This is a genomic window from Kitasatospora sp. NBC_01539, assembly GCF_045040525.1.
Classification (GTDB): domain Bacteria; phylum Actinomycetota; class Actinomycetes; order Streptomycetales; family Streptomycetaceae; genus Kitasatospora.
In genome coordinates this window covers 8,298,928-8,313,475 of the sequence record NZ_CP109390.1, presented here as the reverse complement: position 1 = coordinate 8,313,475, position 14,548 = coordinate 8,298,928, and the positions used below count along the sequence as shown (strand labels likewise).

The window sequence follows — 14,548 nt, the reverse complement described above, 5'->3', positions numbered from 1 at the left end:
CGGGGTGGCCGCCGCAGGGCCGCCTCCCGCCGGTCCGCGCCGCGGCCCGGACCCGGCGCCCGCCCGACCGCCCGACCGCACCAACGCCCGACCGCACCAACGCCGAGGACGTCCGCCCCGGAGCCGGGGCGGACGTCCTCGTGGTCCGGTCGTCGTACCGGACCTCAGGCGGCGGCCGGGCCACCCCTCCTCCGCGGCTTCCAGCCCGGCTTCGGGATGGAGGCGATGAGGCGCTGCGTGTACGGGTCCTGCGGGTCGTCGAGGACGGCGGCGACCGGACCGCGTTCGACGACCCGGCCCGCCTGCATCACCAGGACGTCGTCGCTGACGTGCCGAACGGCTCCGAGGTCGTGGGTGATGAACAGCAGCGCCGTCCCGGTCTCCGCCCGGATGCGCGCCAGCAGGCCCAGGATCTGCGCCTGGATGGACACGTCCAGGGCCGCGATCGCCTCGTCGAGGATCAGCACCTGCGGCTCGGCCGCCAGCGCCCGGGCTATCGCCGCGCGCTGGCGCTGTCCGCCCGACAGCGCCCTGGGCAGGGCGCGCGCCTGACGGTCGTCCAGGCCGACCATGTCCAGCAGCTCGGCCACCCGGGCCCGGAGGCCGTCGGCGGGGAGCCGCCGGTGCAGCCGGACGGCCTCGGCGACGGCGTCGCCGACGCGCTGCCGCCGGTCGAGGGAGGAGTACGGATCCTGGAAGACCATCTGGATCTGCCGGCCCCGGGCCCGCCGCTCCCGCGAGCCCGGCCGACCCGGCCGGCGCTCCCGGCCGGCGACGGCGACGTGTCCGCCGGTGGGGATCTCCAGCCCGGCGACCATGCGGGCGGTGGTGGTCTTGCCCGAGCCGGATTCGCCGACGATCGCCAGCGAGCCCCGCTCCGGAAGCGAGAAGGCCACGTCGTCGACGGCGACGAAGTCGCCGTACTCCTTGCGCAGGTTGCGGACGTCAAGCATGGCTGCCTGCCTCCTCGGGCGAGACCGTGTGCGGGAAGTGGCAGGACGCCGTGCCGTCGCCGGCCGGGGTCGGGCGTGGCCGGTCGCTGCGGCAGAGATCCTGGACGCGGGGACACCGGTCGCCGAACGCGCATCCGCCGGGCGCCTCGAAGCCGGAGAGCGGTCTGCCGTCGATGGCGCGCAGCACGGCGCCGGCGTCGTCGACCGAGGGGCGGGAGGCGAGCAGGGCCCGGGTGTAGGGGTGTGCGGCGCGGCCGCGCAACCGGTCGGCGGGGAGGTTCTCCACGGTGGTGCCCGCGTACATGACGGCGACCCGGTCGCACACGGCGGCCGCCAGTTCGAGGTCGTGGGTGATGAACAGCATGGCGAGTCCGTGGGCTTCGCGGGCCTCGGAGATGATGGCCATCACCTCCTCCTGGGTGGTGACGTCGAGTGCCGTGGTCGGCTCGTCGGCGAGCAGCAGACGCGGTTCGGCGGCGAGCGCGGCGGCGATCATGACGCGTTGGAGCAGGCCCCCGGAGAGTTCGTGGGGGCGTTGGCGCATGCGCCGTTCGGCGTCCGCGATGCCGACCTCCCGCAGGATCCGGGTGACCCTGGCGACCGCTTCGGCGGCCGGGACGCGGCGACCGGCGGTCAGGCCCTCGATCAGGAAGTCGCCGATGCTGCGCGCCGGGTTGACGTGCGCTCTCGGGTCCTGGAAGACCATGGCCACGTCGGACGCACGGAACTCGCGCAGGCGTTCGGGTGTCATCAAGGGGACGGACTCCCCCGCGAACAGCAGGTCGCCGTGGATCCGGGCCGCCCCGGGCAGCAGGCGCATGACGGACCGGGCGGTCAGGGACTTGCCCGATCCCGATTCGCCGACCAGCGCGAGGGCCGTTCCCTCGGGGATGCTCAGGTCGGCACGGTGGACGACGGTCCGGACGGCGCCGTCGAGCAGCAGGTCGATCCTGAGCGCTCTGATCTCGAGCAGGGGTGCGGGGCTCATGCGTTCTCTCCGAGCAGGCGGCGCGACAGTCCTGTGCCGAGCAGGTTGAACGCGACGACGACGACGAGGATGGCGAGGCCGGCGTAGAGCGACTGCTGCGGCTGGCCGGCGAGGATCGAGGGTGCCCCGTTGGACACCATCAGCCCCCATTCCGGGGCCGGGGGCTGACTGCCGAGGCCGAGGAAGGAGATCGCGGCGACGTCGAGCAGCGCGTAGCCGAAGCCGATGGTGGCCTGGACGAGGACGAGGGGCAGCAGGTTCGGCAGCAGGTGCCGCAGCCAGATGCGGGCGGTCGGGGCGCCGAGGAGCTGGAGTGCCGACACGTACGGCAGGTGGCGTTCCCTGAGGGCGGCGGACCGCACGACGCGGGTGATGAGGGGCAGGTAGGCGATCGACAGGGCGGCGATCGGCGCGGTGAGCCCGGCGCCGAAGACGGCGGCGGCGAGGACGGCCATGATCAGCCCGGGGAAGCCGAACACGATGTCCAGGGCCCCGGAGACGACCCGGTCGAGCCATCCGCCGGACCAGGCGGCGGCCAGCGCGAGGAGGGTGCCGAGCGACGTCGAGACGACGACCACCACCGTGGGGGCGGCGAGGCTGGCCCGGGTGCCGCTGATCAGGCGTGACAGGAGGTCGCGGCCGGTGTCGTCCGTCCCGAGGAGGTGGGCGGCGGACGGCCCCGCGTTGACGCCGAAGGGGTCGACGGCGTTCGGGTCGTGCGGGGCGATCAGCGGGCCGAACACGGCCAGCAGGACGAACAGGACGACCACGCAGCCGGCGCCGGTCGTCAGACGGTCGCGCGGGACGACGGCCCTCGGCTCGGCGGCGGTACGGGTGGACAGGGCGGCGGTCATCCGGACCCCTTCTGTGCGGCTCGGGGGTCGAGCGCGGCGCCGGCCAGGTCGACGGCGGTGTTGAGGACGACGAACACGACCACGAAGATCAGCGAGACGGCCTGGACCACGGCCATGTCCTGCTTCGACGCGGCCTCGATCATGAGGGCTCCCAGCCCTCCGGTCCCGAACGCCTGCTCGGCGACGGCGGCGGTGGCGATGAGACCGGCGACGGCGACCCCGGAGACGGCGAACACGGGGCCGGAGGCGTTGTGGAGGACGTGCCTCCTGATCACCGTCCACTCGGGGATCCCGCGGCTGCGCGCGGTCTCCACGTGCTCCGCGCGCATCTCCGCGCGGACGGCGGTGCGGGTCACCTGGGCCACGTAGCCGATCCAGGTCATCGCCAGCGCGACGGCCGGCAGCGTCAGGTGGGAGAGGGTGCCGGTGAAGCCGTCGCCCGAGCCGTACACGGGGAACCACGGGAGCCGGACGGCGAACAGCCAGATGAGCAGGACGGCCAGGACGAAGGTCGGCACCGCCATCGCCCCCGCCGTGACGGTGGTGGCCAGCGTCTCCGTCCGGCCGCCGCGCAGCGCGGCGACGGTGCCGATGACGATGCCCGCGGCCAGGACGAGCACGGAGGCGTAGCCGACCAGGGCGAGGGTGTCGCCGACGCGGGCGCCGACGAGGTCGGCGACGGAGTCGCGGTAGACGAGGGACGTGCCGAAGTCGCCGCGCAGGCAGCCGCTCAGCCAGTGCCAGTAGCCCTGGAGGAACGGGTCGTCGAGGTGGTACTCGCGGTGGATCTGCGCCAGCACTGCGGGGTCGGGGTTGCGGCTGCCGCCGACGAGGAGGGTGGCGGGGTCGCCGGGGGTGAGGAACATGGCGCCGTGGATGGCCAGGCTGGAGACGAGCACGGTCACGACGAGCATGCCCAGGCGGGTGGCGACGTACCGGAGCGTCATCGGGGACCGCCTCCCGGACCGCCGCGCGGTGCGCTCCGGCGGCGGGGCGCCGGCGTGTGGGGGACGACTCGCAGAGGGGGCATGGGCCCTCCAAGGGCAGGGGCTATTCGCCGCTTTCGGGCAGGACGGTCAGGCGCAGACGGGAGGGGTGGGCGGGGCCGGTGCGGAGCTTCTGCCGGCTCGCCTTGGGGGTCGTCGTGAGCCACGGGTTCTCCGGCGTACCGGAGTTGGGGAGGTGGTTCGGGAAGTCGCTGGAGGCGACCATCAGCGCGAGGCGGTGGCCGGGGCGCACCCGGTACCCGGTGTGGCCCAGGGCGATCCCGACCTCGCCGGGCCGGTCGGCCTGGGCGCAGCCGCGCACGATCAGCCGTGCCGTGCCGTCCGGTGCGAGGTCGAGGAGGCGGACGAACACGTCGAAGGTGGGGGCCGTGCTCTCCACGTGCAGCACGGCGTGGACGGGACCGGCGAGGTCGAGGGGGGTGTCCGCGGCGGCGGTGGTGAAGGCGAGGACGTCGTCCCGGTCGAGGGTGCGGCGTTCGTCGGCGTGGTCGCGCAGCTGCAGGAAGGTGTCGGCGGCGGCGGACGGTACGAGGTCGTCCGGGTCGTAGCGCCAGTCCACCGCCTCCGTCGCGCGGGGGGGACGGGCGGTGAGCGTGCCGCCGGGGGCGGGGCCGGTCGCGGCGTCCGGGTCGGCGAGGTGCAGTTCGGTCTCCACCGCCTCCGGCAGCGGCCAGGTGGCCGCGGTGCGCCAGCCGACGTGGCCGAGCTTCCACCGGACACGGGGAAGCGTTTCGGGCCGGGCGGTGCCCTTGAGGAAGACGTCGAAGAAGTCGGCGGCCGGGCCGGTGTAGGCGTCGATCATGCGGTCGAGGGCGGCGTCGTGGACCAGGTGGTCGTCCTCCGGCGGTACCGGGGCGTTCTCCAGGAAGTAGTTCTCGTGGTCGATCGTGTCGGCGACGAGGTACTGCACGGCCGACCATCCGGGGCGCCGGGCGAGTTCGGTGTAGTCGCGCATGTGGGCGATGCCGAGGTTGTCGAACCAGCCCACGCAGTGCAGCACCGGCACGGGCCGGGCGTCGTAGGGGTGCGGGCCGTTGTAGGGGGCCAGGGGGATGCCCGCGGCGATGAGGTCGAAGCCGGCCGAGCGCTTGCCGATCGCGGCGAACGCCTCCTCGTAGGCCGCGGCGATCGGGCGGGTGCCGAGGTCGACGTCGAACTCGTGGATGTCGTTGTCGATCCAGACCTGCGCCTGGTAGGTGGCGCCCTCCAGCCACAGCGGCTGCGGACCGGATCCGGTGTCGTAGCTGGCGATGCCGGGGCCGTTGCTGGTGCAGGTCACCCGGGGGACGATGGCGCGGAGGGCGGGGTGCTCGCTGGAGACGGCCGACCACTGGGTGAACCCGTAGTACGAGTCGCCGAACATGCCGACGATCCCGTTGGACCAGGGCTGGTGGGTGATCCATTCGATGGTGTCGTACCCGTCGTCCACCTCGCCGGTCCAGCCGAGGGTCCGGCCCTGGGAGCGGAACTTGCCGCGGACGTCCTGGACGACCACGGCGTAGCCGCGGGCGGTGAACCGCTCCGCGATCCGGTCGAAGAAGACGTAGCGGCTGTTCTTGTCGTAGGGCAGGCGGGCCAGGACGGTCGGCACCGGCACCGGTTCGGGCCGGCGGGCGGCGTACACGTCGGTGGCCAGCAGCACTCCGTCGCGCATGCGCACCATGTGCTGCTGGGCGTGCGGTGGGACGGGCTGCGGGGTGACGCGCTGGACGGCAAGGCTCATGCGGCCCTCCATGGGAGCGAATCGCTTGAAAAACACTGTGATACAACAGCGTTGCATTACGTACGGACCAGCGTCAACCCCCGTTCGGGCGGCGGGGTTCACGCCGGCGACGCCTGGAGCCCGCACGCCACCGCAAAGGATCCGCGGAGGTCGGGGGGACGCACGGCCGCGACCCGGCCGTCCACCCGGACGAGCGCGAGCGCACGGGTGGAGCCGTCCGCCTCCCGGCGGAGGAGGAACCGCTCGGACAGTGCGGACACCATCGGCAGACCCCTCCCCCTGAGCCCCTCCAGGTCACCCACCGCACCGGCCCCGGGAACATCGGGGAGCGACCGGGAGGCCCCGCTGTCGACGACCTCGATCTCCAGGCGGTCGCCGCAGCGATGGAGGCGCACGACCATCTCACTCCCTCCGTGCTCCGCCGCGTTGGCCACCAACTCGGCGAGGACGACGATCGCGTCGTCGGCCGGCACGCCCCACACCGCCAGCAGCCGGGTGCAGCGGGAGCGCGCGAGGCGCGCGGCCCGGGGGGTCGCGGGGAGGCGGAGGACCGCGGCCCGGCACTCTCCGGCACGGCGGTGGCAGCGGGTTCGGACAGGCGCGGCGGTGCGGGGCGGGCAGAACATCGGAATTCTCCTCCCGGGTCGTCGACCGCCGGGCCGCACGACAGGTCGCGGCGCCGACGGAGGACACGGGTCGGTGGTTCGGATGGCGCTTCACGGGCCGGCCGGCATCCGGCGCGGCGCGGCGACGTACGAGGTCACCGCGCCGGACCTCCGGTCACGGCCACGACGCGGCCGGGTCGGAGCCGGCGCGGGATCCATTCGGCAGGCACCTCGCCGGCCCGGCTGGAGGACATTGAGAAAACGTCGTGATATAACAATGTTGCATTTCGCGGTGTTCTGCGTCAACCCCCCTCTGAGCTAGGTTTCCTCCATGCCGATCGACGTCGACGAAGTCCAGCGCCGCAAGGCAATCGCCCGGGCGACCCTCACGGTCGCCGCCCGTGACGGTGCGCGCGCGATCACCATCCGCGCCGTCGCCAAGGAGCTCGGCGGTTCCACGGCCATGGTCACCAACTACGTGCCCACCCGGACGGCCCTGATCCTCAACGCCGTCCGCGCGGCGGAGTCCCAGTGGCGCGCCGACCTGGAGTCCCACGTCGGCGACCGCACCGGCGCGGACCGACTGCGCGCCACCGTGGAGTGGCACCTCAGCACCGAGCCCGACGACCTGCTCCTGCGCACGCTGTGGGTCGAGATGCTCTCCGCCGCGCACGTCGACCCGGCCGGGGTCGACCGTCAGGAACCCCGCGACTCGCGCCAGGAGTTCCTCGACGCCTCCATCGCCGCCGGGGTGCCCGACGCGGCCCTCGCCGCCGACGTGCTGTCGCTCCTGACCCGCGGCTACTACGTCTCCTCGATGGAGGAGCCCGCCTACTGGACGGCCGACCGGGTCGCCCGCGTCGGCAAGGCCGTCGTGGACGCCCTCCTCGCCGACTGAGCCCCGGAGCCTCCGGCGACACTTCCGGGGTGACACTTCCGGCGAACGGCGGCCCCGGTGGTCGCCGGGGCCGGCCACGGCCCGTCCACGCCCCCGGGCCGGCGGGTGGCCGTCCACCACCACGACAGCGCCCTCGCCCGCCGCCTGTTCCGAGCCGCTGACGCCGGGGCCTTCCGCCTCACCTGCCGATCACCTGCCGAGCCGACGGCGAGCAGCCGGGCCCCGCGGGACGGCTGGACGGCTGGACGGGGGTGTCGATGGCGGGCCCGGAGAAGGGCTGCCACAGCGGGCGCCGGTCAGGGGAACCCATGATCACCGGTCTTCCAGGTCCCTGCGGTACCGTCAGATCCACTTCCGGCAGGACTGACCGAGTGTCCTTGGGCAGGTGATCTCGACCGTTTGCCAGGTGAGTGCGACGGTTCCGGGGGCCGCAGGTTTCCGACTCCCGGGGCATGACGAAGCCCCCTGCGCTCCTCCTGCAGCAGCCGGGGGCTTCGCCGCCTCCGGGTCAGGCTTTGACCTCGCGGGTCAGCCCTGACGCCCACGGGCACCAGTGGCCGCCGGGAAGGAAAGGTCCGGCGATCTCATCGAAGTGGTCCTCGGCATACTCCGCCCTGGAGTCGCAGAACTCGCTCCCCACGTCGAAGAAGCTGATGGTGGCCGGGTCGAGGTAGAAGCTGAAGTCCGGGTTGTAGGACGCCTTCTTCTTCACAATCCTGCCCTGGACGTGGGTCTTGAGGGTCTCCTCACCGCTCAGGACCTTGCGGGCGTGGGCGATCAGGGCGTCACTGGTCAGTTCGAAGATGAACTCCTTGCCCTGGCCGGGCGGCGTCTGGAACGCGAAACGAGCGGTTGCCACGGAGGTGCCCTTCATCAAAGTCGACGGGGGTGCCGGGTTCGAGCACACCGGACCATCATGACGCCAAGCATGCAGAAGGTGACGGTAAGTGCCCGGTCGCCGGTGAGCCGGGCGGTCAAACTCACCTGGCAAACGGTCAGGATCTCGCGACAGAGGACCCTGAACTGGTCCATCGGGGTAGTCCTGGCCGTCCGGTTGCCCGGAATGCGGCGGTTCCCGCACCCTTCGGGTGTCAGCGGTCGTTGGCGCGGTGTTTGTGTCGGCCCCGAGTCCGGAGCTTCCGTGCCTGTTCCCGTTGTCCCGTCTGCGCCGGCTGAGCTGCTGGCCGCGCGGGTGCAGGATCCGTATCCCTACTTCGCGTGGCTGCGTCGGTATGCGCCCGTGCACGCGGACCGCAGGGCCGGTCGGCCCACCGTATGGCAGGTCTCCCGATACACCGACGTCCGCGCGTTGCTGACCGATCGCCGGTTGAGCAAGGACCCGGGCCGGGTCCCCGGCTACGTCCCGGGGCCGACCGGGCTGAACCGGCACCTGGTCCACGCCGACCCCCCGGACCACACCCGCCTGCGGACCCTGGTGAACACGGCGTTCGTGCCCCGCCGGATCGCGCAGCTGGAACCCCTCATCACCGATACCGCGAACCGGTTGCTGGACCGGATCGAGCACCACGTCCACGTCGACGTGATCGCGGACTTCGCCGCGCCGCTGACCTTCCGGATGATCTGCGCCATCCTGGGCGTACCCGACGGACTGGACACCCCGGCGACCCGCGCCACCCTCATGGCCACCATCGCCCCGGCAGCAGACCTCGACCCGAGCCGACAGGAACACGACCTGCACGCCCTGCTGGACACGCTCGTCGCCGACAAGCGCAGCGCGAACGAGAGCAGCACGGTGGACCTGCTGGGCGCCCTCGTACGCGCCAGCGACGAGAACGGCGCCATGAGCGAGGAGGAACTCCGCTCCACCGCCTACCTGCTGCTCCTGGTGGGACACGACACCACCATGAACCTCGTCGGCAACGGCACCCTGGCCCTGCTCCACTGTCCCGCCCAGGCCGCCCGGCTCACCGGCCCCGACACCGGTCCCGGGCTGGTCGCCTCCGCGGTCGAGGAACTGCTGCGCTACGACTCCCCGGTGCGGGACGCGACGTTCCGCTGCGCGGCGGAACCGATCGCCCTCCACGGGCAGCAGATCGAGGAAGGCGACATCGTCAGCCTCCTGATCGGCTCCGCCAACCGCGACGAGGCGCACTTCCCCGGCGCGGACCGGCTCGATCTGGGCCGAACACCCAACGACCACCTTGCCTTCGGCTACGGACCCCACTTCTGCATCGGTGCCGCTCTGGCCCGCCTCGAAGGCAGCACCGCGCTGCCCCTGCTGCTGCGACGCCTGGGTCCCGTCCAGCTGGCGAAGCCTGCCGACGAGCTGCCCTGGCGGCCGACCCGGGTGATGCGCGGGCTGGCCGCTCTGCCCGTCGTGCGCAACTGACCACCAGGAGAACCGGATGGACACCCAAGACCCCGTGATGGTGACCGAGCCCCGCCCCGGCGTCCTGCTCATCACCTTGAACCGGCCCCGGGTCCGCAACGCCGTCAACCGCGCCCTGGCCCAAGCCGTGGACACGGCGCTGACCCGTCTGGATGCCGACCCCGCCCTGGACGTCGGCATCCTGACCGGAGCAGACGGCCACTTCTGCTCCGGCATGGACCTCAAGGCGTTCCCCGCCGAAGGCGTCCCGCTCGTCGCCGACCGCGGCCTGGCCGGGCTGACCCGCGCCCGCATCCGCAAACCGCTGATCGCCGCGATCGAGGGCGCGGCGGTGGCCGGCGGCTTCGAACTCGCCCTGTCCTGCGATCTGATCACCGCCGCCGACACCGCGTTCTTCGCCCTGCCCGAGGTCGCCCGCGGGCTGATCGCCGCCGAGGGCGGCGCCATCCGCCTCCCCGGCCGCCTCCCCTACCACCTGGCCATGGAGATGCTCCTGACCGCAGCCCCGCTCCCGGCACCGGACGCAGCCCGCCACGGACTCGTCAACCGGCTCACCCCCGAAGGCGGGGCCCTCGACGCGGCCCTCACCCTGGCGGGCCGCGTCCAAGCCCACTCCCGCGACGCCGTCCACCTCACGAAGCAGATCGTCCAGAACACCCGCGGCCTCGACGACCACGCCGCCTACACCGTCCAGGACCCCTTCAGCACCCCCGTCTTCACCACCGTCGACGCCACCGAAGGCGCCCACGCGTTCACCGAGAAACGCCTACCGGCCTGGCACGGATAGGCGCGCGGAGCGGCCTGGCCGTGCGTGGCGGATCACCCGGAACCGGTGCCGCCCAGATCCGTCGCCGACGGACCGGGTCAACTGAGGCGACGCCTCGCTTCGACGCCCGCGGGACCGGTTCGGCGGGGCGGCGGGGCGGGTCAACCGCGTCAGCCCAGGTAGTAGCCCTGGACGGCAGCGACGACATCGACGCTGCCGAAGGCGTTGTAGATCTCGATGGAGCCGTCGGCCCCGACGGGCACCAGAGCCAGGACCGGGCGGACGGTGCCCTTGTCGAGGTTGAGGTTGGAGACGCCCGGACGGGCCGTACCCGCCGGGTAGGCGGCCAGCCAGGTGCCGTTGGTCGGTTCGACGCCGGTCAGGTTGACCAGCACGGACCTCGCGCCGACCGGGACGCCGTGGGTGCCCGCCACCCTGACGACGAGCTTCGAGCCGCCCACGAGTCGGGCCTTGGCGGCGCCGGTACCGTTGCGGGTGTCCAGGACCTGGGTCGGCACGGTCGGCTGGACGAAGCCCGCACCGACGGCGTTGTCGCCGGCCGTGGTGGTGTAGTAACCCTCGACGTCGGCCACCAGGTCGACGCTTCCCGCGAAGCTGCCGGCGGCGACCTGGACGACGTCCCCGGTCCGCGCCGCGTCCAGCGCCGCGACGGCCTCCGCCGAGCTCCCCCACGGGCACCGTGCGGGTCCGAAGATCCGTGCGTGACGGCGGCACCGCCCGGACGGTGCCGCCGCAAAGACCGGCCCATGCCTCAGCACTCGGCCCCTTGTCGGTTGCCGAAGTACGGCCAGCATCGAGACGGGATGACCCGGAGAGGACGGTCACCACACCGCCGGGCTCGCGCGGACCATCTTGATCCAAGCCGGTTATTGGAGCTGGCTCTACGACACCGTGCCGAGAACCGTCCGACGGCATGCCATGGCCGCGCCCGGCCCGCGAGCGGGTCCGGGACGCGCCTTCGCCCGGCTGAAGGCACGGAAGATCTTCCGCAAGGCCCGATGCTCGACCAACCACATCAGCCGCCTGATCACCGCAGTCCACACCCTCATGACCTGAGAAAACCCAGACTGAATGCGGTTCGCTGTCAGTGGTGGGCGTGGACGACGGCGTGGCCCTTTCCGCGGCCGATCATCCACTTGTTGACAGGGGTGGTGAGCAGGAAGGCGACGGCGAACCCGCCCAGCAGGCTCGACCAGAAGAGCCCGTCGGAAAGCTGGGCGTCCATCGCGCCGGGCACCAGGGCGATGATCCCGTTGTCGACGAGCTCCATGACGGCGATGGAGACGGTGTCCGCGGCCAGCGCCACCTTGATCGCACTCGCCCAGTCCAGGCCTGCCCGGCGGACGGCGTAGAGGGTGAAGGAATAGCCGAAGAGGAAGGCCAGCGCGATGGCCAGGATCATGGTCTGCACGTTGTTCCAGGTCAGCGCGGTTCCGATGATCATGCCAAGGATCTCGCCGATGGCGCATCCGGTGAGGCAGTGCAGGGCCGCCTTCGCGGCGGTTGCCCACGAGGCTCCAGCTGGAGCGGTCGCGCCGCCCTCGCGGTGCATCGAGTGGTCGTGAGTTGCCTTGGCCTGGTGAGCGGCGTGGTCCACGGTCGGTCATCCCCATTCCCGTCCAGCGTGCCCCCTCCAGGTATGGCACATCAAAATCATATACCCCTAGGGGGTATCCAGCCGGCAGTGGCGGTCAGTGGTGGTGGCCGGGACTGCCGTGCGGCGGAACGGTTGGCGTGGCGCGGGCGGTGGCCGGCGCAGCGGGGGTGCCGGGAGCGGTCGAGGGGCCGGGGGCCGGTGCCGTCTGCTGGCCGGTGGCGGGCGCGGTGGGCGTGCTGCCGGTGTCCTCGTGGTCGTGAGCCGCCCCTTCGTCCTCCTGTTCCTGGTGGCCGTCCTCGGTGGTGCCGTGGTGGTGGCCGCCGGCGGGAACGGACATGCCGGCGGCCACCTGCCGCAGGCCCACGTACCCGCCGGCGGCGATGAGGAGGATGGTCAGGCCGACCGGGCCGAGGATGCGGCGCCAGGGCTTTCGGGCCTCCTTGAGGGTGTAGGCGAGGAAGGAGAGCAGCAAGCCTGCGGGAATGAGGGCGGCGGCGCGGTCGGGGAAGTCCTCGAAGTGCTGCATTCCGCCGCTGAGCATGCCGATGCCGAAGGACAGAGCAAGGGAGGTGCCGAGCACGGTGGTCAGGCGTGCTGTGGTGGGTCGGCCTTGCTGGAGTTCGGTGGCGAGGGCGGCGGTGAGGAAGAGGGCGGCGCCGGCGGCGGCGATGAGGTTGTAGCGGGCGGGGTCGAGTGGGTGGTGGACGATCGCGCCGCTGAGCAGGCCGGCGCCGACGAAGTAGCCGACATAGCCGAGGTAGCGGCCCAGCAGCGAAGGCTCGCGCCGGGCTCGGCGCGAGTGGCGGGCCCGTGCCCGGCCGTCCGGTCGGGGCGCGGTCGGTGGGGCGTCCTGGTCGGTGACGTCGGGAGTGGCGGTGCTCATGGGCAGACCTCTGGTGTGCGCAGGTACGGGTGGGTGCCCGGCGCGCTGCGCGCGGCGGGCGGGGGCGGCTGCGCATCACGGTGCGGGTCGCAGCGTCCGGGAACGGAGGACGGCGGCAGTGTGCCTGCGGCTTGGCCGGGCAGGCGGGCCGTGGTGCGCGGGTACGCCTAGACCCGTAGGACCTGGCTTCGTGCCGGGTCGAGGATGTGGGCCGGATCTGCCTCGGCGGGCGCGGGGCGGTGGCCGCACGTGCTCGCCGTGGGCAGCACGGTGTCCGTGACCGGGGCAGGGGCGTGGAGGGACGGGGGCTGCGGGACGTGACCGGTCCGGCAGTTGTGCGTGCCGTGGTCGTGCCCGGGGCCGTCGTCGTGCCCGGGGGGCTGAGCTGTTGTCGGCGCCGGCTTCCCGGTGGCGGGGTGAGTGGTGTGGCCGTGCTCCGCGCGACCGGGGCCTTCGTGATCGGTTGGGCCGGGCTGGAGTGCGGTCGTATGGGCTGCCGTGGGGTGCGCGGCGGGGTGCTGGCTGTCCAGTGCGTGGGACAACAGGACGGCCATCGCGGCCAGGAGGACCAGCAGGAGCGGGAGCCGTTCCCGTGCGCGTGCGATGGCCGGCAAGGCGGCAACCTGTCGCAGGCGCGGGGAGGGATCTGGCACGCACGCGATCCTAGCTGAGCCGTGCGTGGCCCCTGGGCCGCCTTCGGCGGCGCTCTCCCTCCCCAGGGGGAAGCCCGGGACCGACGCCCTGGCGATTTCCCGGGTCATCGATCCGGCGGACCGAACGTGCTGAGGGTGTCCGGAAACCCAGGCCTTCCCGGTGAGAACCGGCCGGGTGCCGGTGCGGTCGTGCTACGTGCCGGGCCCCGGGGGGCGCAGCCGGTGGGCTGCGCCCCCCCCGGGTGCCGGGGTCAGGCGACCTTGAGGGTCAGGGCGGCGGTGTGGAGCTGTCCGGCGGTCTGGAACTGCAGGAACAGCCGCCAGTTGCCGGACTGGGCGAACTCGGCGTGGAAGGACAGGTCGGGTCCGCCGTGGTCGCCGTTCGCAGTGGTCTCCGGGTGGAGGTGGGCGAAGGCCATGTCGCCCTCGTGGAAGGCGGTGAGGTGGGCGTAGGTGTCGAGGTAGGGCTGGAGGTCGGTGACCGGCTTGCCGTCCTTGGCGATGCCGACGGTCATGCCGTGGGCCATGCCCGCCACGAGGTCGCCGGTGACGGTGACGGTGTAGCCGTCGGCCTGCGCGGTGGCCGAGGCCGGGGGCAGAGCGGCGCCGGTGGTGGCGCCGGCCACGGTCACGGTGCGGGAGAGGACCAGGGCGTTGCGCTTGCCGTCGCCGCCGCTGGGGGTGAAGGAGGCGTAGGTACGCCAGGTGCCGGGGGTCAGCGCGGCCAGGGGGGCGCTCCAGGTGCCGTCGGCGGCCATGGTCGGGTGCAGGTGCTGGAAGCCGGTCAGGTCGGATCGGATGGCGTAGAAGTGCATCTGCTTGGTCTGGTCGACGGCGAAGTCGGTGACCGCCCTGCCGTCGGGGCCGGTGATGGCGAACCGGTGGTCGGCCGCCGAGCCGGCGGGCACGGTGGCGTCCCGGGCGGTAAGGCGGTAGCCGGCCTGGCTGTCGGACAGGCCGTTGCCGCCTTCCGTCCCGGGCATCTCGTGGCCCATTCCCGGCATCGAGTGCGACGCCTCGGCAGACGCGGTGGCCGAAGTGGCTCCGCCATGGTTCATGCCGGCCATGTCGTGGCCCACGCCGGATGATCCGCACGCGGTCAGGGCCGCCCCGAGGGCCGCTGCGGTGGCGGCGGCGGTCAGGATACGACGCAGCGAGGTACGCGAAGAAGAAGGCATCTCAGGTCTTTCAGTGGGCGCGTAGGGCGCGCGGAGCGCTCAGGACACGGATCCCGCCCCGCAGTGGGCCGG

The 14,548-nt window shown here is 72.8% G+C and carries 14 protein-coding genes; 3 read left to right on the top strand and 11 right to left on the bottom strand.

Annotation, left to right across the window (positions count from 1 at the left end):
* Positions 1 to 164 precede the first annotated feature (164 nt).
* The 6 genes from OG335_RS35995 to OG335_RS35970 form a co-directional block, all read right to left on the bottom strand.
* Positions 165 to 953, bottom strand: a complete 789-nt coding sequence (locus OG335_RS35995) for an ABC transporter ATP-binding protein (protein WP_405009683.1) — start codon at positions 951 to 953, stop codon at positions 165 to 167.
* Positions 946 to 1,941, bottom strand: coding sequence for an ABC transporter ATP-binding protein (locus tag OG335_RS35990; protein ID WP_405009684.1), 996 nt, complete (start codon positions 1,939 to 1,941; stop codon positions 946 to 948). Before OG335_RS35990 ends, OG335_RS35995 begins: the two co-directional genes overlap by 8 nt.
* The gene (locus tag OG335_RS35985) at positions 1,938 to 2,795 is read right to left on the bottom strand and encodes an ABC transporter permease (RefSeq protein WP_405009685.1); all 858 of its coding nucleotides are present in this window, start codon (positions 2,793 to 2,795) and stop codon (positions 1,938 to 1,940) included. Before OG335_RS35985 ends, OG335_RS35990 begins: the two co-directional genes overlap by 4 nt.
* Positions 2,792 to 3,742, bottom strand: coding sequence for an ABC transporter permease (locus OG335_RS35980; RefSeq protein WP_405009686.1), 951 nt, complete (start codon positions 3,740 to 3,742; stop codon positions 2,792 to 2,794). Before OG335_RS35980 ends, OG335_RS35985 begins: the two co-directional genes overlap by 4 nt.
* A gap of 103 nt (positions 3,743 to 3,845) precedes the next feature.
* Positions 3,846 to 5,525 (bottom strand): CocE/NonD family hydrolase, encoded by a 1,680-nt coding sequence (locus tag OG335_RS35975; RefSeq protein WP_405009687.1) that lies wholly within the window; start codon positions 5,523 to 5,525, stop codon positions 3,846 to 3,848.
* Between the two features lie 98 nt (positions 5,526 to 5,623).
* Entirely contained in the window at positions 5,624 to 6,151 is a 528-nt protein-coding gene (locus OG335_RS35970) for an ATP-binding protein (protein ID WP_405009688.1), read from the bottom strand.
* A 310-nt stretch (positions 6,152 to 6,461) separates the two neighbouring features.
* Between OG335_RS35970 and OG335_RS35965 the strand changes: the two genes are divergently transcribed.
* Positions 6,462 to 7,028, top strand: a complete 567-nt coding sequence (locus OG335_RS35965; protein ID WP_405009689.1) for a TetR/AcrR family transcriptional regulator — start codon at positions 6,462 to 6,464, stop codon at positions 7,026 to 7,028.
* A gap of 508 nt (positions 7,029 to 7,536) precedes the next feature.
* Here the strand turns inward: OG335_RS35965 and OG335_RS35960 are convergent.
* A complete protein-coding gene (locus tag OG335_RS35960) occupies positions 7,537 to 7,887 on the bottom strand; it encodes a calmodulin (protein ID WP_405009690.1) in 351 nt (116 codons plus the stop codon).
* Positions 7,888 to 8,355: 468 nt separating this feature from the next.
* Here OG335_RS35960 and OG335_RS35955 point away from each other — a divergent pair, with 468 nt between their 5' ends.
* Positions 8,356 to 9,378, top strand: coding sequence for a cytochrome P450 (locus tag OG335_RS35955; protein WP_405009691.1), 1,023 nt, complete (start codon positions 8,356 to 8,358; stop codon positions 9,376 to 9,378).
* A gap of 16 nt (positions 9,379 to 9,394) precedes the next feature.
* The gene (locus tag OG335_RS35950) at positions 9,395 to 10,165 is read left to right on the top strand and encodes a crotonase/enoyl-CoA hydratase family protein (protein ID WP_405009692.1); all 771 of its coding nucleotides are present in this window, start codon (positions 9,395 to 9,397) and stop codon (positions 10,163 to 10,165) included.
* Positions 10,166 to 10,314: 149 nt separating this feature from the next.
* On the opposite strand, the gene OG335_RS35945 is transcribed toward OG335_RS35950, so the two are convergent.
* From OG335_RS35945 to OG335_RS35930, 4 genes are all read right to left on the bottom strand, one after another.
* On the bottom strand, positions 10,315 to 10,737 hold the full coding sequence (locus OG335_RS35945) for a hypothetical protein (protein WP_405009693.1): 423 nt from the start codon (positions 10,735 to 10,737) through the stop codon (positions 10,315 to 10,317).
* Positions 10,738 to 11,249: 512 nt separating this feature from the next.
* Entirely contained in the window at positions 11,250 to 11,717 is a 468-nt protein-coding gene (locus OG335_RS35940) for a DUF4396 domain-containing protein (RefSeq protein WP_405015306.1), read from the bottom strand.
* A 139-nt stretch (positions 11,718 to 11,856) separates the two neighbouring features.
* Complete coding sequence (locus OG335_RS35935) at positions 11,857 to 12,645, bottom strand: hypothetical protein (RefSeq protein WP_405009694.1); 789 nt, start codon at positions 12,643 to 12,645, stop codon at positions 11,857 to 11,859.
* 904 nt (positions 12,646 to 13,549) lie between these two features.
* Positions 13,550 to 14,476 carry a hypothetical protein gene (locus OG335_RS35930; protein WP_405009695.1) on the bottom strand — a complete coding sequence of 309 codons (927 nt, stop codon included), beginning with the start codon at positions 14,474 to 14,476 and terminating at the stop codon, positions 13,550 to 13,552.
* Between the last annotated feature and the right edge of the window lie 72 nt (positions 14,477 to 14,548).

Excerpts from the sequence above, each read along its gene's own strand:
- OG335_RS35995 (WP_405009683.1), bottom strand. The coding sequence starts at position 953 with ATGCTTGACGTCCGCAACCTGCGCAAGGAGTACGGCGACTTCGTCGCC.
- OG335_RS35985 (WP_405009685.1), bottom strand. The coding sequence starts at position 2,795 with ATGACCGCCGCCCTGTCCACCCGTACCGCCGCCGAGCCGAGGGCCGTC.
- OG335_RS35980 (WP_405009686.1), bottom strand. The coding sequence starts at position 3,742 with ATGACGCTCCGGTACGTCGCCACCCGCCTGGGCATGCTCGTCGTGACC.
- OG335_RS35940 (WP_405015306.1), bottom strand. The coding sequence starts at position 11,717 with ATGCACCGCGAGGGCGGCGCGACCGCTCCAGCTGGAGCCTCGTGGGCA.
- OG335_RS35935 (WP_405009694.1), bottom strand. The coding sequence starts at position 12,645 with ATGAGCACCGCCACTCCCGACGTCACCGACCAGGACGCCCCACCGACC.
- OG335_RS35970 (WP_405009688.1), bottom strand. The coding sequence starts at position 6,151 with ATGTTCTGCCCGCCCCGCACCGCCGCGCCTGTCCGAACCCGCTGCCAC.
- OG335_RS35930 (WP_405009695.1), bottom strand. The coding sequence starts at position 14,476 with ATGCCTTCTTCTTCGCGTACCTCGCTGCGTCGTATCCTGACCGCCGCC.
- OG335_RS35965 (WP_405009689.1), top strand. The coding sequence starts at position 6,462 with ATGCCGATCGACGTCGACGAAGTCCAGCGCCGCAAGGCAATCGCCCGG.
- OG335_RS35990 (WP_405009684.1), bottom strand. The coding sequence starts at position 1,941 with ATGAGCCCCGCACCCCTGCTCGAGATCAGAGCGCTCAGGATCGACCTG.
- OG335_RS35975 (WP_405009687.1), bottom strand. The coding sequence starts at position 5,525 with ATGAGCCTTGCCGTCCAGCGCGTCACCCCGCAGCCCGTCCCACCGCAC.
- OG335_RS35950 (WP_405009692.1), top strand. The coding sequence starts at position 9,395 with ATGGACACCCAAGACCCCGTGATGGTGACCGAGCCCCGCCCCGGCGTC.